Source organism: Mycoplasma sp. CSL7491-lung (assembly GCF_018913965.1).
Classification (GTDB): Bacteria; Bacillota_I; Bacilli_A; order Mycoplasmatales; family Metamycoplasmataceae; genus Mycoplasmopsis.
Map to the genome: position 1 here is coordinate 89,917 of NZ_JAHMHG010000001.1, position 21,991 is coordinate 111,907.

21 protein-coding genes and 1 other RNA gene are annotated in these 21,991 nt (G+C 26.2%); 16 read left to right on the plus strand and 6 right to left on the minus strand.

The genetic code is table 4. The annotated features are described in order from the left end of the window. Positions 1–9 precede the first annotated feature (9 nt). The 12 genes from rplX (at position 10) to KQ876_RS00440 (ending at position 9,146) form a co-directional block, all read left to right on the plus strand. A complete protein-coding gene (rplX, locus tag KQ876_RS00385) occupies positions 10–333 on the plus strand; it encodes a 50S ribosomal protein L24 (RefSeq protein WP_205852368.1) in 324 nt (107 codons plus the stop codon). Positions 334–336: 3 nt separating this feature from the next. Next, the gene (rplE, locus tag KQ876_RS00390; RefSeq protein WP_205852351.1) at positions 337–882 is read left to right on the plus strand and encodes a 50S ribosomal protein L5; all 546 of its coding nucleotides are present in this window, start codon (positions 337–339) and stop codon (positions 880–882) included. Continuing rightward, a complete protein-coding gene (locus KQ876_RS00395) occupies positions 882–1,067 on the plus strand; it encodes a type Z 30S ribosomal protein S14 (RefSeq protein ID WP_174893033.1) in 186 nt (61 codons plus the stop codon). The genes rplE and KQ876_RS00395 overlap by 1 nt, the downstream gene beginning before the upstream one ends. 2 nt (positions 1,068–1,069) lie before the next feature. Further along, positions 1,070–1,465, plus strand: coding sequence for a 30S ribosomal protein S8 (rpsH, locus tag KQ876_RS00400; protein ID WP_174893184.1), 396 nt, complete (start codon positions 1,070–1,072; stop codon positions 1,463–1,465). A gap of 8 nt (positions 1,466–1,473) precedes the next feature. Continuing rightward, complete coding sequence (rplF, locus tag KQ876_RS00405; RefSeq protein WP_205852350.1) at positions 1,474–2,013, plus strand: 50S ribosomal protein L6; 540 nt, start codon at positions 1,474–1,476, stop codon at positions 2,011–2,013. 24 nt (positions 2,014–2,037) lie between these two features. Next, on the plus strand, positions 2,038–2,388 hold the full coding sequence (gene rplR, locus KQ876_RS00410; protein WP_241007010.1) for a 50S ribosomal protein L18: 351 nt from the start codon (positions 2,038–2,040) through the stop codon (positions 2,386–2,388). Between the two features lie 2 nt (positions 2,389–2,390). Continuing rightward, the gene (rpsE, locus tag KQ876_RS00415; protein ID WP_253282209.1) at positions 2,391–3,065 is read left to right on the plus strand and encodes a 30S ribosomal protein S5; all 675 of its coding nucleotides are present in this window, start codon (positions 2,391–2,393) and stop codon (positions 3,063–3,065) included. 8 nt (positions 3,066–3,073) lie between these two features. Beyond that, on the plus strand, positions 3,074–3,508 hold the full coding sequence (gene rplO / locus KQ876_RS00420; protein WP_205852365.1) for a 50S ribosomal protein L15: 435 nt from the start codon (positions 3,074–3,076) through the stop codon (positions 3,506–3,508). A gap of 46 nt (positions 3,509–3,554) precedes the next feature. Continuing rightward, a complete protein-coding gene (locus KQ876_RS04235) occupies positions 3,555–6,221 on the plus strand; it encodes an exonuclease domain-containing protein (RefSeq protein ID WP_216489770.1) in 2,667 nt (888 codons plus the stop codon). Between the two features lie 88 nt (positions 6,222–6,309). Continuing rightward, positions 6,310–7,374 carry an ABC transporter substrate-binding protein gene (locus KQ876_RS00430; RefSeq protein WP_205852348.1) on the plus strand — a complete coding sequence of 355 codons (1,065 nt, stop codon included), beginning with the start codon at positions 6,310–6,312 and terminating at the stop codon, positions 7,372–7,374. Then, entirely contained in the window at positions 7,367–8,386 is a 1,020-nt protein-coding gene (locus KQ876_RS00435) for an iron ABC transporter permease (protein ID WP_216489771.1), read from the plus strand. Before KQ876_RS00430 ends, KQ876_RS00435 begins: the two co-directional genes overlap by 8 nt. After that, positions 8,373–9,146, plus strand: a complete 774-nt coding sequence (locus KQ876_RS00440) for an ABC transporter ATP-binding protein (RefSeq protein ID WP_216489772.1) — start codon at positions 8,373–8,375, stop codon at positions 9,144–9,146. The genes KQ876_RS00435 and KQ876_RS00440 overlap by 14 nt, the downstream gene beginning before the upstream one ends. Positions 9,147–9,185: 39 nt before the next feature. Here KQ876_RS00440 and KQ876_RS03715 read toward each other — a convergent pair whose 3' ends face one another. Next, entirely contained in the window at positions 9,186–11,105 is a 1,920-nt protein-coding gene (locus tag KQ876_RS03715; RefSeq protein ID WP_216489773.1) for a M13-type metalloendopeptidase, read from the minus strand. Positions 11,106–11,116: 11 nt separating this feature from the next. Next, on the minus strand, positions 11,117–12,925 hold the full coding sequence (gene lepA, locus KQ876_RS00450; RefSeq protein ID WP_205852344.1) for a translation elongation factor 4: 1,809 nt from the start codon (positions 12,923–12,925) through the stop codon (positions 11,117–11,119). A 103-nt stretch (positions 12,926–13,028) separates the two neighbouring features. Here lepA and KQ876_RS00455 point away from each other — a divergent pair, with 103 nt between their 5' ends. Together KQ876_RS00455 and KQ876_RS00460 are read left to right on the plus strand one after the other, a co-directional pair. Then, positions 13,029–13,874, plus strand: a complete 846-nt coding sequence (locus KQ876_RS00455) for a Cof-type HAD-IIB family hydrolase (RefSeq protein ID WP_205852343.1) — start codon at positions 13,029–13,031, stop codon at positions 13,872–13,874. A gap of 48 nt (positions 13,875–13,922) precedes the next feature. After that, positions 13,923–14,648: an MAGa3780 family membrane protein gene (locus KQ876_RS00460; RefSeq protein ID WP_205852342.1), complete on the plus strand. Its 726-nt coding sequence runs from the start codon at positions 13,923–13,925 to the stop codon at positions 14,646–14,648. Between the two features lie 131 nt (positions 14,649–14,779). Here the strand turns inward: KQ876_RS00460 and KQ876_RS04240 are convergent, their stop codons facing one another. Together KQ876_RS04240 and KQ876_RS00470 are read right to left on the minus strand one after the other, a co-directional pair. Continuing rightward, the gene (locus KQ876_RS04240; protein ID WP_216489774.1) at positions 14,780–16,483 is read right to left on the minus strand and encodes a leucine-rich repeat domain-containing protein; all 1,704 of its coding nucleotides are present in this window, start codon (positions 16,481–16,483) and stop codon (positions 14,780–14,782) included. Positions 16,484–16,551: 68 nt separating this feature from the next. Beyond that, complete coding sequence (locus KQ876_RS00470; protein WP_216489776.1) at positions 16,552–18,150, minus strand: MAG5620 family putative phospho-sugar mutase; 1,599 nt, start codon at positions 18,148–18,150, stop codon at positions 16,552–16,554. A 142-nt stretch (positions 18,151–18,292) separates the two neighbouring features. Between KQ876_RS00470 and ychF the strand changes: the two genes are divergently transcribed. After that, positions 18,293–19,393: a redox-regulated ATPase YchF gene (gene ychF / locus KQ876_RS00475; protein WP_216489779.1), complete on the plus strand. Its 1,101-nt coding sequence runs from the start codon at positions 18,293–18,295 to the stop codon at positions 19,391–19,393. A gap of 42 nt (positions 19,394–19,435) precedes the next feature. Here the strand turns inward: ychF and KQ876_RS00480 are convergent, their stop codons facing one another. Both KQ876_RS00480 and rnpB read right to left on the minus strand, forming a co-directional pair. Continuing rightward, positions 19,436–21,007, minus strand: a complete 1,572-nt coding sequence (locus tag KQ876_RS00480) for a hypothetical protein (RefSeq protein ID WP_253282210.1) — start codon at positions 21,005–21,007, stop codon at positions 19,436–19,438. A 248-nt stretch (positions 21,008–21,255) separates the two neighbouring features. Further along, an RNA gene (gene rnpB / locus KQ876_RS00485) (RNase P RNA component class B) lies at positions 21,256–21,540 on the minus strand. Positions 21,541–21,646: 106 nt separating this feature from the next. Between rnpB and rpsT the strand changes: the two genes are divergently transcribed. After that, entirely contained in the window at positions 21,647–21,913 is a 267-nt protein-coding gene (gene rpsT, locus KQ876_RS00490; RefSeq protein ID WP_205852311.1) for a 30S ribosomal protein S20, read from the plus strand. The last annotated feature ends 78 nt before the right edge of the window (positions 21,914–21,991 follow it).

Here is a 21,991-nt window from a genome sequence, read left to right on the forward strand (position 1 = left end):
ATGACAAAAATTAAATTTAAAAAAGACGACCAAGTTATTGTAATTGCTGGTAAAGAAAAAGGGAAAATTGGAGTTATTGAAAAAATATTCCACAAAACAAATAGAGTTATCGTTAAAGATGTAAATATCGTTACAAAACACAACAAACCAACACAACAAAATCAAGACGGTTCTATAACAGAAATGGCTGCTCCAATTCATGCATCAAACGTAGCTTATTTAGTAAAAAAATCAAGTAAAACAAGTAAACAACAAACTTCAAAACTAGGATATAAAATTAATAAAAACGGTAAAAAAGTAAGAGTTGCTAGAAAAACTCAAAAGGAAGTGTAGTATATGTTAAAACAAATTTATTTAGAAAAAGCAGTTCCGGCTCTTAAAGAAAAATACAACTACTCTTCATCAATGCAAGTACCTAGAATTGAAAAAGTTGTATTAAACATGACAGCTGGTAAAGAAGTTTCAAATTCAAAAGCAATCGAAGAAGTTTTAAATGAATTAACATTAATTTCAGGACAAAAACCATTCGAAACAAAAGCTAAAAAATCTAACGCTTCATGAAAACTTCGTGAAGGAATGGCTATGGGTGGAAAAGTTACACTACGTAGAGATAGAATGTGAGAATTTTTAGATAAATTAATAAATGTTGCAATGCCACGTATTCGTGATTTTCGTGGAGCAAACCCTAAAGCATTTGATGGTAGAGGGAATTTTGCTTTAGGTATTAAAGAAGAAATTATTTTCCCAGAAATCGAATTTGATAAAATTCGTCGTATTAAAGGGTTAGATGTTCTTGTAGTAACTACAGCTAAAACAAACGAAGAAGCAAGAACATTATTAGAATCATTAGGTGTACCATTTGAAAAAAAAGGAGCTAAATAATGGCGAGAAAAGCATTAATAGTTAAGGCGAAACGCGAACCAAAATTTTCATCACGTGCATATACACGTTGTGAATTATGTGGACGTCCACATGCAGTATTAAGAAAATATAAAATATGTCGTATCTGTTTTAGAAACCTTGCGCATGAAGGTAAAATTCCAGGTGTGAAGAAAGCGAGTTGATAATTATGTTTATTACAGATCCAATTTCAGATTTAGTAGTTCGTATTAAAAACGCGAATATTAGAAAACACAAAACAGTTTCAATGCCTTATTCAACAAAAAAAGAAGAAATTTTAAAAGTGGTTCACTCAGAAGGTTATATTTCATCTTATGAAGTTAAAGGTGAAGGTACATCAAAAGAATTAGTAGTTACATTAAAATACAAGAAAAATCAACCTGCTATTGTTGGGATTAAAAGAATCTCAAAACCAGGTCTTAGAGTTTATGTAAAAACTCTTGAAATTCCAACAATTATGTCAGGATATGGAACAGTTATCATTTCTACATCAAAAGGATTAATGACAGGAACACAAGCTAGAGAGGCAAAAGTGGGTGGTGAAATTATCGCTCACATTTGATAGGTAGTTGTATGTCTCGTGTAGGAAATCGTATTTTAACAATACCTGCTGGAGCAACAGTTACAGTAGATAATTCAACAGTTACAGTTAAAGGACCATTAGGTACTTTAACAAGAACATTTAGTCATTTAATCACAGTAAAAGTAGAAGATAATAAAGTTTCAACAATTCGTGCAAACGAAGAAAAAACAACTAAACAATTACATGGAACAACAAATTCTCATATTTCAAATATGATTGAAGGTGTTACAAAAGGTTTCAAAATTGATTTAGAAATTAAAGGAGTTGGGTATAAAGCTGTTTTATCAGGTTCAAAACTAGATGTATCAGCTGGATATAGCCACATCCATTCATTAGAAATTCCAAGTGACATTAAAGTTACAGTTGCAAAACCAACAGAAGTTTCAGTATTTGGTATCGATAAACAAAACGTAGGGCACTTTGCTTCAATTGTTAGAGCAGTTAGAAAACCAAGTGTTTACTCAGGTAAAGGTATTTCATATAAAGGTGAAAAAATTAGACGTAAAGAAGGGAAAACAGCTTCTAAATAGTATTAAGAAGTTAATTAAAACATTATGGCAAAATTATCAAGAAATCAAGCTAGAAAAGTTAAACACCAACGTGCACGTTACTGAATTAACGGTACAGCTACAAAACCACGTTTAAACGTTTTTAAATCTCACCAAAACTTTTATGCACAATTAATCGATGACCAAAAAAGAGTTACATTAGCATCAGTTTCAACACTTAAAGATGAAACATATGGTGGTAACATTAAAGCTGCTGAAAAATTAGGTGAATTAATGGGAGAAAAAATTAATTCATTAGGAATTAAAGAAGTAGTATTTGATCGTGGTGGATATTTATATCATGGTCGTGTAAAAGCATTTGCTGAATCAGTAAGAGCGAAAGGAGTTAAATTCTAATTATGGAAAAAGATAATAAAAAAGTTTTAACTCAAAACGAAACAACAGGTACAAAAGAAGTTACTGCTAAAAAAACTTTTAGACCAAGAAAAAATGTTGCTAATGATCAAAACGAAAATTCAGATAAAGTTAGAACACAAAATCGTCGTGGACCAAGAAGAAACAACACAAGAAATAACCGTCAAAGAGCAGAATCAGAATATACTGAAAAAGTTATCGATATTGCTCGTGTTACAAAGGTTGTTAAAGGTGGAAGAAGATTTAGTTTCTCAGCCTTTGTTGTTATTGGAAATAAAAAAGGTGTAGTTGGATACGGTCACGGGAAAGCAAACGAAGTTCCAGACTCAATTAAGAAAGCTATCAAAGATGCTAAAAATAATTTAGTAACAGTTCCACTTGATAGTAAAACAGGTACAATTCCACACGAAATTCCAATGACAAAATACTTAGCATCAAAAGTTATGTTAAAACCTGCTCCAAAAGGAAAAGGTCTTATCGCTTCTGGTGCAGTACGTGCAGTTGTTGAACTTGCTGGTTACACAGATATTGTTACAAAAACATATGGTTCACGTAAAAAAGCAAACATTGTTAAAGCAACAGTTAAAGCCCTTAAACAATTAAGAACACCTGAACAAATTGCAGAACTTAGAGATAAAGATGTAAAGGATTTTAAATAATTATGGCAATTAAATTACATACATTAAAATCAACAGAAGGTTCAAGACCAGAAAAACACCGTAAAGGGCGTGGGCATGCTGCCGGAAAAGGTAAACAAGCTGGTAAAGGTCAATCAGGACAAAATAAACGTAAAGGGCACAGATTAGGATTTGAAGGGGGACAAACTCCTTGATTCCGTCGTATTGGAAAACGTGGATTTACAAACGTAAATCATGTTGAATACCAAGTAATTAATTTATCTGATTTAGAGTTAAAATTTAAAGATGGTGAAAAAGTAACAGTAGAAAGATTATTCGAAGAAGGTTTAGTAAAAAGATCATTACCAATAAAATTATTAGGAAATGGTACATTAACTAAAAAATTACATGTTGTAGTAAATAAAGCTTCTGCTTCTGCAAAAGCAGCATTTGAAGAACTTAATGGAACAATTGAGGAATTTTAATTATTTAAAATAGAGGGTAACCTCTATTTTTCTAATTAACTAAAAAATGAAAAAAGAAAATAAAAATAATGAATTATCTTTAGAACAAAGAAAGATAATTAATTCTTTTTATGGTGATAATTTAATAGTAAATGCGGCTGCTGGCAGTGGAAAAACTAGAGTTATAGTAGAAATTATTTATGAGTCAAATAAATATAATTTAAACTCAAAAATATTAGTTTTATCATATAATACAAAATTAGTAAATGATACAAAAATAAGGATTTTAAAAAAAGATATTACAATAAAAAATTGTGACATTCATACATTTCACTCTTTCGCAACTAAAAAGAGCAAAAAAATAGTTATGGACGATCTTGGCTTAAAAGAGTTTAATGAATCTAAAATATTAACTGTTGATGAATACGATACAATCATTATAGATGAAGCACAGGATATAACTCCACTTTATTGAGTTTTAATACTTAAAATATTAAAATATAACGCAAAAGCGAGAGTCATGTTTATAGGCGATTCAAATCAAGAAATATATAACTTCAAAAAAGCTAGTTCAATGTTTCTTGAAAATATTGATAAATTAATACCTTCTAAAACTTGAAAAAAATTAGAAATAAATGGTTCGTTTAGGGTGCCTAATGCTACCTGGCGTATGTTAAAAGAAAGTAAACAATATAAAAGCGAGTCTTTTAATGCTTTGAACAAAGAAGGTATATTAAAAATTAATGCTTTTGAATATAAAGATAAATTGTTTGAAGAAACTATAGTTGAAAAAATTCACCAATACGGACAAGAAAATATATTTGTTCTATCGAATACTACTAATATTAATATAATACGAGATACCGCTAATAAACTTACATTAAAGGGTTTTAAAGTATATGTTTCTAGATCTGATAACGAAGAAAAAGTAGATTTTAAAGAAATGCATGGGAAAATTGTTTTTAGTTCTGTACATCAAGTAAAAGGTTTGGAACGTAAAATAGTTATAATAATTAATCTTGATGGTGATGTTCAAAAGAAATATACTATAGATGAATTTAATAAATTGTTTTATGTGGCAGCAACTAGAAATATTGAAGAATTACATATATTTTTTAATAAAAATAGATCATTGCCTACTTTAATGGAAGGTATGAAAGATCAAATTGATGGTTGAATAGACTATGAAAATGACTCAAGTGACGAAGCTTATAATATCAAAAAAGCAACTGAAATTATAAAGTTTATACCTATTGAAATAGAAGAAGAACTAAAGAGTTTAATAGATATTAGTGAAATAAATAAAAAAGATGAAATTATTAAAATTTCAAACATAATTACTTATGATGGTTTCTTTTATGATATTTCAGATATTAATGGAATTTATGCCGAACAAATATTAGGAAATGATAATTTAGATGAAATTAAGAAAATTAATAGAATAATATTAAATTTTTTTACTATGTTTAATTCAATATCGAAAGAAACACACCAGTATATAGAGAAAATTATCAACAAGGAATTTAATTCTTTTTTAGAGTTATGTTTTATTAAGCATTCTATTGAAACAAATGATATAACTAGACTAAAACATTTTGAGGATAATATAAACAATTTTCCAACTTGAATTGATAAAGAAAATCATAATAAAATATATTCAAGAATGCAAAAATATTTATCAAAAAGTAATTTTGAGCAGCAAATTGGCGTTAATTGAGATAATAAAATTTTGGGTATAATTGATTTTTATCAAAAATATACAAACGAAGTGCACGAGATTAAGTTTGTGTCAAATTTATCTCTTACACATTTTTTTCAAGTTGCAGTTTACTTGCTTATTTTATATAAAACATCTAAAAATAAGAATATTCCTGTTGGTTATTTACTAAACATTAAAGATAATATGCGTTATAAGATTACTATTAATGATTTTCAAAAATTTGAGATAATTTTATTAAAAATTTTAGATGGTTTCAGTAATGAAATTAGTGTTGAAGAATTTATTAACCTTTATAACGAAAATCAACTAAATATTCTTTGTCAAAAAACTTTAATGATTAAAGAATATAAGGAAAATGTTCCGACAAAAATTGTAAATAAAATAAAAAGTAATAAAAAAAGCGAAATAAAACAGAAGTACAATAAAATTGTATTTTTCGATACAGAAACAACATCTTTGCAAGGTGAAATTATACAACTATCGTTAGTTGTATATGAAAATGAAATTAAAGTTGATGAGATTAACTTTTACTTTAAAAATGACCTTCGAATACATCGCCAAGCTTACTTAGTTCACAAAATAAGCGATGAATTTTTGATAAATAAACCTAAATTTTACGAAGAATTTAACAAAATATATAAATATTTAACTGGTGATTATTTATGAATAGCACATAACGCCGCTTTTGATATTTACAGATTATTTTTTAATTTCAAATATTATAGTGAAAATATTGGTGATAAATTGGAAAATGTAAAATTTAATTATCTATGTAGTTTTAATACGATGAAAAAAAATGTGCCGGGCCTTAAGAGTTATAAGCTAGAAAACCTAGCAAAAGAATTTGGTTTAGAAATGGGTAAATTTCATGATTCGCTATTTGATGCTCAGACAATTGTAGAGTTATTAAAGAAAGTTGATGATAGTATTGAAAGTTATATTAATAGTTCTTTAAAGAATGGATATAAAATAAAAACATTTAATTATGTAGAATGATCAAGAGATAAAAAATAATTTTTATAAAAAATTATCAATTTATCAAATATTTTTTATGTTAAACTATTTTTGTATAATATTTCTAAAATTTTATGAAAGGTAAAAAATGAAATTTAAAAAATTTTTATTAACTATTCCTGTTGGTATATTAACTTTACCAATAATTTCAATTTCATGTAGTAAAGAAATTAAAAGTGAAAATAGCGTTGATGTTATTGATACTTCTTCTATAGAAAGAAAAGTTAGAATTAATGCTAAAAATATTGCGATTCCAGGAAGATCAGGGATTGGTATGCTAATCGCTTTTGGTTTAGGAGATAGAATTAGTGGGGTTTACAAGTCGACACTCGACAATCAATGAATAAATAAAATATATCCTAATTCTAAAAAGTATACTAAATTACAATATAGCCCAAATAAAGAAGAATATTTAGCACAAGGCTATGATTTAGTAATTGCTCCAGATCCTATTGTGGCAAATTCCGTTATTGAGGCGGGAATGTCGTCTATGGTTATTAGCCAATATCATCAACCCACATATGACGATTTTATAACATTATATCCAGAAATATTAACTAAAATTTTTACTGACACTCAAGTGAAAAATAAAGTTAATACGTGAATTAATGAATTGAATCAAATTATATTAGAAATAAAAGAAAAATTATCAAATAAAGAAATAATTAAAAAAGTTTGATACGTACGCGGTGACAAAAACAAAGGAGTAACTTACACAGAGTCTGGACAAGATACTTTATTATCATCTATAATGCGTATTTTAAAAGTTTATTATGTTCCAGGTGAATTTACTATTGAAAATAATGTAGCAACAAAGGAACAGTTATTAAAAGACAATGCTGATTACTATCTTTTTGGAGGTAAATTCCAAAACGAAAACATTAATGCTTTAAAATCTGATGAAACATTTTCGTCACTAAAAGCGGTAAGGCAAAATAATTTAATAAATATACCTTTAGGTGTGATACCTTTTGAACAAATTGGAGTCGAGTTAAAAATATTTATCGCTTATCTTGCTAATGAATTTTGGCCCGAAATCTTCAATTTCGATATACGATCAATGTTGAAAAATACATACAAAACATATTATAACTATGATTTAGCCGATGATGAAATTACTAAAATTTTAAGCGGTATACAACCAAATGCTTAAAACTAAAAAATATATATTATTTGGAATTACTATATTATTATCATTATTAATTATTTTTATATCTTTATGTTTTGGTAGATATAATATTAATTTTAATAAATTTTTACAAATAATATTTGGTAAATTAAATACAGAAAATACTATTGAATATAATGTTATTTTAAATTTAAGATTACCTAGAACTTTATTAGCTTTTATGGTAGGTGGAGCATTAACTTTATCTGGTTTAATTTATCAAGAAACATTTCAAAATAATTTAGTTTCACCAAGTATACTTGGTGTATCTTCGGGATCTAGTGTTGGTGCTGGGTTTGCAATAGTTTTAGGTTTATCTAATGTAATGTGAGGTATGGGAGTTTCATTTTTTGCGTTTATTTTTGGTATTTTAACAATTTTGATAACAATATTTGTCTCAAAAATGTTTAAAAACACTAAGACTTTATCTTTAATATTAGCAGGAATAATAATAACTGGTTTTATGTCAAGTGTTATTAGTGTAATAAAAACAGTTTCTAACGAACAAACTCAATTACCTTCAATAATTTTTTGACTCATGGGTAGTTTTTCGGAAGTTAAAATGTACCAAGTTTGAATTTTTATGCCTATTTATATAGTTTCAATAATAATTTTATTTTCTATTAGATGAAGAATAAATATCATAAGTAGAGGCGAAGAAATTGCGCAAAGTAGAGGGTTAAATTACAAATATTATAGATGAATAATAATAATTATTTCGACACTTTTGACAGCTAGTTCGATTGCTGTTGCAGGGAATATAACTTGAATTGGGTTAGTAATTCCTAATATTATTAGAATTTGATTAGGTAAAAATACAAAAACAACTATTCCTTTTAGTATAACTATAGGCGGTTCTTTTATGGTTATTATAGATATTATTTCACGAACCTTAACTTCAGGAGAAATTCCAATAAGTGCTATTTCCGGAATTATAGGAGCTATATTATTCGCCTATATTTTAATTGTTAAAAAAGGTAAAAATGAAAAAAGTTAATACTATCATAAAAATTCAAAATTTAAGTTTTAAATATAATAAAATGAGCAATATTTTAACAAATATTAATTTATCTTTTTCAAAAGGAAAAATATATACAGTTTTAGGTCTTAATGGTTCTGGTAAAACTACATTAATTAAGCTTTTAGCAGGCATAAATAAACCAAATAGCGGAAAAATTTTTATTAATAATATCGATTTATCAAAAATTAAAATAAAAGAAAGATCAAAAATTTTTAGCTACGTACCTCAGGTTATTTCAATCGAAAATGAGTATACTGTTTTGGAATATTTAAGATTTAGTTTTGTTAATAAATATAAATTTTATCAAGAACCTTCGTTAGAAGACGATTCTAAAATAAGAGCTATTTTAAACGAAGTAAATATGAGTTCTTTTATAAATACTAAAATAAATAATTTATCAGGGGGTCAACGACAAATAATTGAATTATGCGCTGCTTTTTTACAGGATACCGAAATTATTTTTTTAGACGAACCAACGAGCGCTTTAGATTTAAAAAATCAACAAAAAGTATTATCTATATTAAAAGCAAAAAAAGACTTGGGGAAGACTATTATTTTATCAACACATGATCCTAATCATGTATTATTTCTTGAATCTGAAGTTATTATTGTTGAAAACGGTATTGTAAATCAAAATAATGTAGGTTCTTATAAAGAAATAATAAAAGTGGATAAACTCAAAAAAATATATGGCGATAATATTAAGTCCGCGACTAAAGATAATATTGTTTTTTAACGCGAAATTAATAATAAAAAAGAGGTTTATGCCTCTTTTTTATCAAATTTTAACTTTATTTTCTGGCGATACATACATTTTATCATCAGGTTCTATATTATAAGTTTTTTCAAATAATTCATTATTTCCTAAAATAACATTTGCACGTATTTTAGCAGGAGAATGAACGTCTGAATCTAATAAACGTTTTGCAGTTCCTTCCTTATAAATTGAACGTCATGTTGTAGCTCAACTTTCAAAGAATTCTTCTGCTTTAAAATCATTTTCACGTTGTGCAGATTCTAAAGCACAATCAAATCCACCTAAATCTGCTATGTTTTCTGAAACTGTTAATTTACCATTAACTTTTCCAAATTCAGTTTCTCTACCGTCGAATAGTTTAATCGCAGCTTCTGTTCTTTTTTGAAATTCTTTTCTATCGTTATCTGTTCATCAATTGTTTAATTTACCATTTTCATCAAATTGAGCTCCATTATTATCGAAACCATGAGATATTTCGTGAGCTATAACAGCACCAATCGCACCAAAGTTAGCTGTTTTAGATCTATTAACATCATAAAATGGGTATGACAAAATTGCAGCCGGGAAAACAATGTGATTTTTCATTGGGTGGTAGTAAGCGTTGATTGTCGATGGCGACATTGATCAATATCTTTTATCTTCTTGTTTGTGATATAAACTTAATCTATATTTTGCAATTATTTTTGAAAATGAATGAACAGCTTCGAAAATACTTCCGTTTTCTTCGTATGTTTTTACTTTAAATTTTGAGAAGTAAGGACGTATTATTTCTGGATATCCGACCATATATTCAAATTTAGATAATTTAATAAGTGCTTTTTCAATTGTGTTTTTAGAAAGTCAGGTGTTTTTTTGAAGTCTTTCTCTATATACTTCAATCATACTTTGCACCATTTCTTCAACATCTTTTTTAGCTTTTTCTCCAAAGTATGTTTTAGCATAATACATACCTAACGGCATACCAAAATATTTTTTAACTAAATCAAATGCATAGTCTTCTGTTGATCTATTTTTGTTTATTGAGTATACGGTATTTCTGTATACTGACGCTTTAGTTCTAATTCTTTCATTTAAATAAGGTGTAACTCCTAAGAAATTAACTATAAACATTAAATCTTTATATTTTTCTAAGTTATTATCATCAAAAATTTCATCAAAAGCATCAAAAATTTTAAGGTTTTGAATTGATACTTCAGTGACTTTTTCTCCAATTAATTCATCAAGTTTAGTTCAAAAATCAAAACGTTTAGATAAATTAACTTCACCTCTTTGTCTTAAATTATATGCGGATACATAATCAGCATTTTCAACTGAACTTTTAACATATTCTTTATAAATATCATCAAATTCAATCGCATTGTTAACCATTTTTAAAGCAGTGTTATTATCTAATCCGTAGTCAAGAAGCAAATCAATAATCATATCTTTTCAAACTTTTAGAAGTTTGTTTTTTTCTTTTTCATTTTGGTATGTTTCTTTTGAGGGTAGAATTGTTGGTAATTCACCAATTCAAGCAATTTTTTTAGTGTTATCTAGAAAATCATCATCAACTGAAAAATCAAATGGTAGATATGTATATTCTAGGAATTTATCTTTTTCTCAATTAAAAAAGTCTTTAAAAGTAGTCATACTTTTTAATTCTTTTCTAAGTGGTTCTAAAAACATTTCTTTAGCAGGCGATCAATTTAATTCATCTCTTTTGTTTGTATCAATAATTAAATTATAAAATTTAATCATTTCAATTAATTTAGGATCACTAGGTAATTCGGTGTTATTTTTTGATCAATTAACAATTGTCTCTTTTAATATTTTTTCCAAGTTAATATCTAATTCTACAAATGAACCAATACTAGAACGGTCATCAGGAATTTTAGCTGTTTTTAGTCATTGTGCATTAATATATGCGAAAAAATCATCTTTAAGTAATTTCTTATCCATTTTCATCTCCTTTATTTTTTTGGATCAATATTTGTTTTAAGAATTGATAAGAACGCCTCTTGTGGTACCTCAATTGAACCAAGTTTTTTCATACGCTTCTTACCTTCTTTTTGTTTTTTTAGTAATTTTTGTCTACGTGTAACGTCACCACCATATAATTTTGCAGTGACATCTTTACGATATGCTTTAATAGTTTCACGAGCTATTATTTTACCACCAATAGTAGCTTGAACCGGAACTTCAAAGTTTTGGCGAGGTATAGCATCTTTTAATTTTTGACATAATTCTCTAGCATTTTCGTAAGCTCTATCTTTATGCGTAATTATTGAAAAAGCATCAACTTTATCTCCGTTTAATAAAATATCAACTTTAACTAAATCGCTTTCTCGGTACCCAATTCATTCATATTCGAATGATGCATAACCTTTGGTGCTTGATTTTAATCTATCAAAAAAGTCAAAAATTGTTTCTGCTAATGGTAGTTCGTAAATAACTAATGAACGTTTTTCATCTATCATTTCTAAATTTTTATAAATACCGCGTTTATTTTGACATAATTCCATAACGTTACCAATATATTCATTTGGTATAAATATTTTAGCTTCTACATACGGTTCTTTTATTTTGTCAATAAATGTACGATCAGGTAATAGTGTTGGGTTGGCTATCATTTCTACTTCACCATTTGTCATATGTACTTCATATTCAACACTAGGACTAGTTGCTATTATTCCGACTTTATATTCTCTATCGAGTCTTTCTTGTAGAATTTCCATGTGTAATAATCCTAAAAATCCTACTCTAAATCCAAAACCAAGTGCTTTTGAAGTTTCTTGATCTCATGTTATAGAAGAATCACTAAGTGAAATTTTTTCTAAACTTTCTTTTAGTAAAGAATAATCACGAGTATCTATTGGGTAAAATCCCGTAAAAACAACAGGTTTCATTTTTTTATACCCTGGAAGTGCTTTGCTTGTAGGGTTAGAAATTAATGTTATTGTATCACCGACATTAACTTCTTTTGCATCTCTAATTGCGGCTGATACTCATCCTACTTCCCCAGCTTCTAAAAACTCTTTTTTAGTTTCATGTGGATTTCTAATCCCGAGTTCAATAACATGATAATTATTTTCTTCATCGTTTCTTGACATAAATTTAAATTTATCACCGACTTTAAGTTTACCTTCAAAAATTCTTACAAGCATAACAACTCCTCTATATGGATCAAAATAACTGTCAAAAATTAATCCTTTAAGAGGTTTGTTATCATCAGCATTTCTTGGTGATGGTATATATTTAACTATACTGTCTAGCAATTTATCTACACCTAGTCCTGTTTTAGCAGAAACTAAAACGGCATTTTCTGTTGAAATACCAATCACTTCTTCTATTTCTTTTTTTACAGCTTCTACGTCAGCTGAAGGTAAATCAATCTTGTTAATAACAGGGATTATCTCAAGATTATTTTCTAATGCTAAATATACATTGGCTAAAGTTTGAGCTTCTATACCTTGAGTAGCATCAACAAGTAATAAGGCACCTTCTGATGCTGCCAATGAACGTGAAACTTCATAAGTAAAATCAACATGTCCGGGAGTATCAATTAAATGAAAAATGTAATCTTTGTGCTTAATTTGTACAGCATTTAATTTAATTGTAATTCCACGTTCTTTTTCTAAATCCATAGAGTCTAAAAATTGACTTGTTAAGTCTCTAGTTGCAACTGTATTTGTCATTTCTAAAATACGGTCAGCAAGTGTACTTTTACCATGATCTATGTGTGCTATAATTGAAAAATTCTTTATCTTTTCTTTATTCATAAGTATTTTAATTATACTATATTAAAGTTATATAATAACTATTATATTAATAAAAAAGAGTCTTTTGAGTTATGTTTTTTCAAAGTTTAGTATAATTTAAATTATGAAAAAATGAGTAATTTTTAGTGACGTTGACGGAACAATTTATCCGTTCCCAGGTAAAGTTTTATCGCAAGTAAATATTGATAAAGCTGCAGAAATTAAAGAAAAAGGAGTTGAATTTGTTATAAATACAGGAAATGCTCCTTACGAAAAAATACAAAGATTAGCTAACCAAATGAGTTCTCGTTATATTGTTTGTTCTAACGGTGCTTTAATTTTTGATAATTTAGAGAAAAAAGTGCTCAATATTGAATATATTGACACAAAGGAAGCTAGAAAAATATGAGATTTAGCTGAACAAGTAGGAGTTTATTTATATTATTTTGGTGATAACAGATATTTTTTAAAAGATCCTACACCAGAATTTCGTAAATTTATAACTGAATTTTGTGAATATGATAATTGAATTTTAACCGGCGAAATACCTGATGATTTACATAAAATTGAGTTATATGGTGATAAAGATAAATTAAAAGAATTTTATGATAAAGCTATAGAAATGAATATTGATTTAAATATAGTTTACTTAGTTTCCCACATCGAAATTACTAAACCTGGAATTTCTAAAGGTACAGGTATGAAGTGATTATGTGATAATGTTTTTGGCGTAGATGTTAAAACAACAATGGCTATCGGTGATAGTCAAAATGATATTTCAATGTTTGAAATGACAGATTATTCTTATGCCATGGCTAATATTGATGATTATTCAATACAATTTGCAAAATTACATACTTCAAGCGTTGAACAAAATGGTTTAGCTGAAGCTATTGATGATTATTTATACCGTACTGATTTTGAATTAAAAAGACAGTTATCGCAACAAGGGCCAAAGCGTAAAAAATAAAGCAAAAAATGCTTTATTTTTTTATATTCAATAATATAATTCTCTATTATGAAAACATTATTTAAATTAGATACTCAAAAACGTAAAATTATAACTTTAATATCAGTTTTACTTTTATTAGTTATTACCAACGGTTTAATAATCACTTGAATGACTTTATTTAAAAACTCATCTGTTAATCATGAAGCAACTACTAAGAGTTTAGAATCATATTTTTTTAGATATTCGCAATTCTTTTATTTTACAAATTTAACCAATTATTTTAGTCTAATAACATTGCTATTAATGTGTTTTAGTAGAAAAAACATAATAAGAAGATTGTTTTTTCACTCTTTAATTTTAATTTCAATTACATTTCTTGTTTATTGAGGGTTAATCTCATGAACAAGTAATTGAAAAAATATTTTTCAGTCATACAAATCATTGCACACACACTTAATTAATCCTATGATAATATTTATTTTTGCATTTATTTGAAAAGATAAGCTTAAAATACTACAAAAAGATAAATTTATTTGTTTAATTTATGTTTTTTCTTACCTTATCTTTGCGTTTTTATTATTTATAAGTACTTATTATTTAGAATATAATAAAGAATATGGTGTTGTTATTTATCCTTTCTTAGATTTTTTTCATCCTTTCTTTTATAAAGGAAATAATTTAGATCTTAAATTAATCTTGAATTTAGTTATTATTTTAATAGGAATAGGTTTACCTATTTTAATTTTTAAATTTTGATATAGAGTTTTATCAATAAATAAAAAAACTAGTTAAGCTAGTTTTTTTATTTATTACATTCAAAGAATATTTGTTACTTTTTTACTACAAAAAGAAAAAGTATCATTATGAGTTTTTAAAATAATCTTAAATTTAATATTTTTATTATTTAGCATAATTTCTACTATTTAATTTATCTTAGTAATGATTTTTTCTCAATTTGAACCTTCAATTAATGTTTTAAAATCATCATTTGTCATATTTTCGGGTAATTGAGATTTTTCGAAACTTAATGAATGGTTGTTTTTAAATGCTCTGTTACCAATTGTAGTAACATTTGGCATTTGTACACTTTTAAGACGATTGTTATCTTGAAAAGATGAAATACCAATTCTTGTAACTTTCGGCATATTTACACTAGCAAGAAATCTATTCCCTTCAAAAGCTCTATTACCAATTTCTTTTACTTCTGGCATATTTACACTAGCAAGAGAATTATTTCTTTCAAAAGCTCCGTCACCAATCTCTTTAACTTTTTTGATATTTACAGTTTCTAACAATTCATTGTTAGCAAAAGCAAAACTACCGATTGTATAAACATTAGGTATACGTACATTTGTAAGTGATGTATTGTCTTTAAAAGCACACGGCAAAATAGTAGTAACTTTCGGCATATTTACACTAACAAGAGATTTGTTTTCACGAAAAGCTCAATTACCAATTCATTTAACTTCGGGAGCATTTATGCTTTTGAGTAATATATTGCCTAGAAAAGCACTATCGCCAATTTTAATAACTTTAGGCATATTTACCCTTCTAAGATAAGTGTTGTATCTAAAGGCGCTTTTTTGAATTTCAATAACTTTTGGAATATTTAGAATTGTAAGAGAATTATTGCCTTCAAAAGCAAAATCTCCAATTTTTGTCACGTTAGGCATATTTATATTTTTAAGGTTAATATTATTTATAAAGGTATTTTCCTCAATCGTAGTGACTTTCGGAATATTTACACTTTTAAGTGATTCGTTATTAGCAAAAGCGAAACCTCCAATTTTTATAACACTTGGAATGATTATATTTCTAAGGTTGATACTATTTTTAAAGACACCATCTCCAATATGCGTAACGTTAGGCATACTTACATTTGTTAGAGAAGTATTGCCTTCAAAAGCACTGTTATTAACTCGGATAACTTCCGGAGCATTTACGCTTATAAGAGAAGTATTGTCTTCAAAAGCGTACGAACCAATTGTGATAACTTTTGGTATACTTATGCTTTTAAGGGATGTGTTGCTTCTAAAAGCGTGTTTTTCGATTATTTTAATTTCTGGCATATTTACACTTTTAAGCGATGAATTATGTTCAAAGGCTTTAGGAGCTATTTTTGTTACGTTTTCAGGTATTATAATTTCGCCTTTAGCATACTTTCCATCTATCAAAATATCATTTATTATTGCAAGTTTTTGTTTATCTGAATTTATTATTTGATCTAAAAATTTTGTATTAGAAAAAGCTTCATATCCAAAATTAATTACTTTTGGAACGCTTACACTTTTAAGGTTAATGTTATTTTTGAAAGCACATTTACCAATTAATTTCACTCTTGGCATAATTACATTTGTAAGAGACTTGTTGTTTGCAAAAGCATATTTTTCGATTTCTAAAACTTTTGTCATAACTAAATTACTAATATTTATTTCGTCATTATTTTTAAAAGACAAACTATTTGGTAACTTTCATTTTAAAGACTTTATATTTAAATCTCTTTGTACTCGATAGCAAATTTTGTTGTTATTAATATATTTTTCAATACTTCCGTTTTTTATAAACTTATATATATTGTTTTTATCAATTATAAATCAGTCTATTTTTAAAATATCGTTTTTTAACATTTTTATTTACTCCTTTTTAGGTTTACTTTTCATTATTCTTTTACGATAAGGATGGAACCTCTTAATATTTATCTATGTCATTTTTTTATCAATTTATTTAATTGGATTTGTAGTTTTTTACTATAAAGTAAATCGCTTATTCATGATGTTTTTTTATTTTTACTTTCGACCTCTATTTTGAAATTCATTTTTTGTTTTGATTTATCATATGTTAGGGAAAAATTATTTGTTCTATTTTTACTTTTTATTTCTCCTTTTAATAAATAATAAAAATCAGGAACTTCAACATTGATTTTTGTCAAGTTATCCAATTTATATTTTTTTGATATTTTGGATTGATCAATAATTTTATCACTAATTAAAATAGATTTTTCTAACGTCATTTTATAAGAGTAATTTTTTATCAAAATGTTCGAATTATCATCAATCATTTTTTTATATTTATACGCAAATAAATTGTTATTTATTTTATAATCGTATAACATTAAGCAATAGTTAAGAATAAAGTCAAAATTTTCTAAATTTAGATTATAGTTATTTGAATTAGAAAACTTATTTTTGTTATATGCTAGCAAAACATCGTTAGATTTAAGTTCATTTTCAAATCTATATGATATTGAATACATGTTCATTAAATTCAAAATATTAGAAGAAACATCGTGAGGTAAAAAAATATTTTTATATATAGTTTCGCCACTTTTCTTTCATTTTAAGAAGCTATAACTAATATATAAGTATATTAATTCATCTTCAGATAATTTAATATAACTATTTTTAACGCGAACTATCATGCTTAAATTGCTATTTTGATCTAACTTTATTATTAAGTCTGCTTTGTATGTTGTAGTGTTAAATAATTTATATAGATTATAAAAATTAATATCATTAATAATATTTTTAGATAAACTACTTTGTAATTTAGAAACTTTAAAACCTGAATTAGAAAGCATTTTTGTAACTATATAATTATCTTGTTTATTACTTATAAGTGTTTGAATATGAAATTGAGGTTTTTTATATATTTTTTTAAATTTTTTTATTTGTGGTTCAATTATTTTTTTATCAATGACTTTAAATAATTTTTCTATATTTAGCACCGTTGTATCATAATTATTATTAGGAATAATAAATTTATTAAAACCATTTAATGCTTCGATTATTATGTTTTGATCATCAATTGAAATCATTTCGTTTGAATTGTAGATTTTAATATAGTACTTATTATTTGTTGGATTATAATCAAGTAAAATTGAATGTTTAATATCCATACCTCTTAGCGTATTTAAAATGATAAATTCATTAATTTCTTCTGTATTATAAGTGAATATGTCAGAACCATTTTTGTTAGCTATGCTAATCATACTATTGAAAATTTTATTGTCAATATTTTTGTTTTTACCCATTAAAATTTTTCTATTATTTTTTCTTAAATTACTACAAAAGATTTCTGTTATTGAGAGGATAGTGAAAAGATTAAAATTATTTAAACCTAGTATTCAATTTGAATCAAATTCAATACCATAAATTGTACTTTTGGGTTGCTTTAAAATATCAAGATTGCTTTGCTCTGTTTCTTGAAATTTACTAATAAACTCTTCGTAAGTACTATAAAATATTGATTCATTATGGTAAAGACTATATCAACTTTTAAATAAATTCTTATTCATATTTTAATTATACTAATTTAATAATTGTTTAAGTAAAAAATAGTTTTTTGATCTTAAAAAAATAACCACTCCATTTTAAAAAATAACCTAGTAATTATTATTTTTGATATAATTAAATAAATTTTTAATTTAAAGGAGAAATATGTCGTTAAAAGCAGGTATAGTTGGTTTACCCAACGTTGGTAAAAGCACATTATTTAGTGCTATTACAAAAAAGAAAGTAGAGTCTTCTAATTATGCGTTTACCACGATAGAACCAAACGTTTCTTCTGTTCCATTAATCGATCCAAGACTTCAACAAATAGCAAATTTAATTAATCCAGATAAAATTGTTTGAGCAACTTTTGATTTTGTTGATATTGCAGGTTTAGTCAAAGGAGCTTCAAAAGGTGATGGTTTGGGTAATAAATTTTTAGCTAACATTAGAGAAGTTGATGCAATAATACATGTAATAAGATGTTTTGATGATAAAAGAATTATGCATGTTGCTAACTCTGTAGATCCGGTTAGAGATAAAGAAATTATTAATTATGAATTAATCTTAGCAGATTACGAAACTATAACAAAAGTCTTAGATAGAGTTGCCAAAAAAGCAAAATCAGGTGATAAAGATGCTATTATCGAGCAAAATGCAGCTCTAAAAGTAAAAGATGCATTGTTATCTAATATTCCAGCAAGAGAAGTGGAACTAGATGAAAAAGAAACAAAATTTATTAAAGGATATCATTTATTAACTTTTAAACCTATAATATATGTAGCTAACTTAGGCAACGATCAATTTATGGATTATGAAAACGATGAATTATTTTTACAATTAAAATCGTCATTAAAAGATGATGAAAAGATTATCCCTATTTCTGTTCAAATTGAATCAGATCTTGTTGAAATTGAAGATGAAAATGAAAAAACTGAGCTTTTAGAGATGTACGGAATCAAAAGAAGTGGATTGGACTTATTGACAAAAGAAGCTTTTGATTTATTAAATTTAGAAACTTATTTTACTGCTGGTAAAATTGAAGCTAGAGCGTGAGTTTATCACAAAGGTTGAGAAGCTCCGAAATGTGCTGGTGTAATACATACTGATTTTGAAAAAAAATTTATCAAAGCAGAAGTTATTTCATTTGATGATTATATTAAATACGGTGGCGAGCAAGGAGCTAAAAATGCCGGGAAAATGCGTCAAGAAGGAAAACAATATGTCATGCAAGATGGTGACATTTGTCACTTTAAATTTGGTAAGTAATAAAAAAACCGAAATACAATATTTTAGTATTTTGGTTTTTTATTAATGTTTAATTTTTGAGTAATAATAAGTTGTTAAGAGAGAATCTAATTTATCATCTACTCCATTAACAGAATTATGGTTGATTGTATTATTTTGATCGCTAATTTGATATATTTCTAAAGCTTTAAAGTCAAAAGTATTGTCTTGATTTACAAAGTAATTTCTTTTTATTAACTCATATTCCGCAATATTTGAAGGGGTATAGTTGATGAAATCAAAATTTATGTAATTTGGATATTTATTTTCCAAATACTGATAGTATTTTTCGTCAAGAAAATCAATATGCGATAATTTAAAAGAAATTAAATCAAGTTTTTCTTGTTCATCATTTGCTTTTATAGTATTAAATAGTGATTCTTTTAAAATTTGATCATTATTTATTTTTTTAGAAATATAAGAGTTAAACGATTTTAAAATATCATTGTTAAATTCTTGCTTCAAGCCACTTAAGTAAATATCTCGTAATTCAGATTTGAACTCTTCAAATTTAGAAACCCCTCTTAAATTCTTATGATTATAAGCGGTAACTATTTTATCTCTGTATAAATTATTTAGATATTCATCGTACATTTTTAATTGATATTGTTCGATAGTCTTGTTATTATAAATGGCTGCCATATCATTGTAAATGGTAGTATTTAAAGTTGAATATAGATCATCTTCTAAAGAAGAGTTTATCCCTTTGGCTACCACTAATCCGTCAACTAATAAAATATTATTTTTAAATTTAATTGTCTCTATTGTTCCGTTAGGAATTTCAATTTCTTTATTTTCTTTGTTGTCAAATATGGTGAAACCATTTCCTTCGGAAAAATATGCGTCTAATGCATCTCCGTTATACATTATTGCAGCACTTACATCAATACGATTTTTATCTAATAATGATGCAATTATCCCTTGACCGTCAGAATTAAATGATATATGATTTCCGTTTGAAATATTAGTTTTAGTAGAGTTTTCGATAGTATAAATAAAATCGTTTATTGACTCTTTGTAATTAGTTTCATTTGTTTTATTATTATGGTTTTGTTCTAAAGAACCATATAACATATTTACTCTTACAGCGTCTGTTATAACTAAGTCTTTATAATTATTTTTAGATATCACATCTAGAATATTTGTTATTGAATTATCATAAACATCATTTTTGAAGAATCGATTTTTATTAATTACATTATTTTGGTTTTTTATAGGATTATAAGCTATTATTCCGTCTTGAGCATAATAAGGTACAAAATATTTTCATAAATGTTTAGGTTGTTCAAATTTATTGCCGTATGCATCTTCTAAAAGCTGATCATCATATGATTCTAAATGTTTAAAAACATCAGGTGTATATATTTTTTTCAATATTTTTTTTAACTCATCATCATTTTTAATATCAATTTTTAATAGTTTGCTAAAGTTTATAGGTTGAATTAAATTTTTCTTTATTAATGATATAGCTTGAAAATCACTACCAATACCTGCGGAAACCTTAAAATTATTCAAAGCTGCGGTAAATTCGCTAATTTCATTAAATGTTTTATATTCAAATTTTTCGTTAAATTTATCTATTAGCGAGTCATTCATATAAGATTTATAATTATAAAAAGCGGGTTTATATTTTTTATTAACTTTTAAGAGAGCTACTGTTGTTATAGTTATTGCTGCGCCAATAAAACCAAATAAAATTGATATTTTTTTTATATTTTTTATTGAAAAAAAATTCTTAAAATTCTCCATTAGTTCCTTTACATTTTTTTATATTCATAATTGTATTATAATGAAGAAAAAAAACAACTAAAAAATAAAAAAACACCATTCAATAGGTGTTTTTGCAAAATAAGCCGTGTTCTGTACTTTAAAATATTAAAGTGCTGATAATTTATCTAACATATCATAAGATATATTTCGCAAAATTGTTCATTTTCTATTTGCGATTCCCCTACCAAATTTGGGTTTCTAGCTCACGGAGTTTACCGCGTTTCACAATTCTCGTCTCTGTGGCACTTGTCGTCTATGCTTAAGCTTATTTGGCTTAACGTGATCACTACTAACATCTCAGTTAGTGCTAGCACGGACTTTCCTCTACCATTCATAATGGCAGCTATCAGCTATTGCACAATTAAGTATAGCATAATAAAATTTATAATTTATTTAATTCTTTAAAAAATTTATTATAATATATTAGATTTTTCAATGAAAAACAATGAAAAAGGGAGGTTCAATATGGCAAATATTAAATCTAAAATTAAGAGTATAGCTAAGATGGAAGCAGCAAGAGTTAAAAATGCCGCTATGAAATCACGTGTTAAAACAGCTATACGTAAAGCTAGAGAAGCAGTTTTAGCTAATGATGCTAAAGCTAGTGAATTTGTTAATAAGGCACACCAAGTTATTGCTAAGGCAGTTTCTAAAGGTGTTTTCCACAAAAACAAAGGTGCTAGAAAACGTTCTCGTTTAGATGAATTTGTATTAAAAAATTCAAATAAATAATTCTATTATTTAAATTCAACTTTTGTTGAATTTTTTTTATTTTTTAGATTAAAAAACCTTTAAAATAATATATTTTTT